Annotated in this window: 1 protein-coding gene; it reads left to right on the forward strand. The window is 61.7% G+C overall.

Annotation, left to right across the window (positions count from 1 at the left end):
- Positions 1 to 61 precede the first annotated feature (61 nt).
- Positions 62 to 1,302, forward strand: a protein-coding gene (locus A3840_RS01740) for an IS3 family transposase (RefSeq protein ID WP_420828343.1) whose coding sequence is annotated in 2 segments (ribosomal slippage) — positions 62 to 422 and positions 422 to 1,302 — 1,242 coding nt in all. Because the reading frame shifts where the segments join, the coding sequence is not laid out codon by codon here.
- Positions 1,303 to 1,365: the final 63 nt, after the last annotated feature.

The raw sequence follows: 1,365 nt of genomic DNA on the forward strand, positions 1-1,365 counted from the left end.
TGGAGCGCACCCCATTTTGACCGGACAGCCGGCATAGCCGATAAGGCATAGGCATGCGCCTATGAGTACGACTATGTCCAAGAGTTCTGACGAGCCGTTTCGACGGGTCGAAGTCATCACCTCCGTGCAGCGCCGCCGGCGCTGGTCAGTGGCCGAGAAGGTTCGGTTGGTGGAGGAAGCCATGCAGCCGGGTATGAGCGTTTCCTACGTGGCACGCCGCGCCGGCATTTCTCCCTCCCAGCTCTTCGCCTGGAAGCGCCGCATGCTTGAGGGCGGTCACGCAGCCGTTCAGGCCGATGAAGATGTTGTTGGCGCCTCCCAGGTGCGCGATCTGGAAAAGCGCGTGCGTGACCTCGAGCGCATGCTCGGCAAGAAGACCATGGAAGCCGAGATCTTGAGGGAGGCCCTGGATCTCGCCCGCCCAAAAAAACGGACCTCGCCCTTGCTGTCGTGGAGCAATCCCGAGGACGATACCCAATGAGCGTTATTGCCCGCACTCTGGGCGTCTCCAGGTCCAACCTCATCGAGCGCGCCAGCAAGCCATCCAAGCCGCGCGGACCTTATCGGAAGGCCGATGATGTGGCTCTTCTTGCCGAACTGCGTCCGATCATCGACCAGCGACCCACCTATGGCTATCGCCGCGTGACGGCATTGCTCAACAGGCAGCGGCGCAAGGAGGGCAAGCTCACCGTCAACACCAAGCGTGTCCTCAGGGTCATGCAGCAGAACGGGCTTACCCTTCAAAAGCATACCGCTCTGCGGCCCACGCGGACCCACGACGGCGTCGTCGTTGCCCTGCGATCCAACATCCGCTGGTGCTCCGATCATCTGGAGATCCATGCCCGCAATGACGAGGTGGTGCGCATCGTCTTCGTCATCGACGCCTGTGACCGGGAGATTATCGCCTGGTCGGCGGTCGCCAATGCTGGCATCTCCGGCGAGATGGTCTGTGATCTGATGATCGCTGCCGTCGAACGCCGCTTCCAGGCCCTCAGGGTCCCGCACCGGCTCGAATGGCTCTCGGACAATGGCAGCGCCTATATCGCCAGGCAGACCGCGCAAGTGGCCGCCGCTCTGGGCATCGAGCTGCTCTTCACCCCGGTTCGAAGCCCGCAGAGCAACGGCATGTCAGAAGCCTTCGTCAAAACTCTGAAAAGGGACTACGCCTCAACCGTCATCCTTCCAGACGCCGAGACCATCCTGGCCTTGCTGCCCGAATGGATCGACGATTACTGTGAGGTCCACCCGCACTCCGGGCTCAAGTATCGCTCACCACGCGAGTTCCTGCGCCTCAGTGCCTAAACCCAACCGCCAGCTGTCCGGCGAAATGGGGTCCACTCCATTGCTGTCTCTTATACACATCTC

It is taken from the genome of Devosia elaeis, assembly GCF_001650025.1.
GTDB classification, from domain to species: Bacteria; Pseudomonadota; Alphaproteobacteria; order Rhizobiales; family Devosiaceae; genus Devosia; species Devosia elaeis.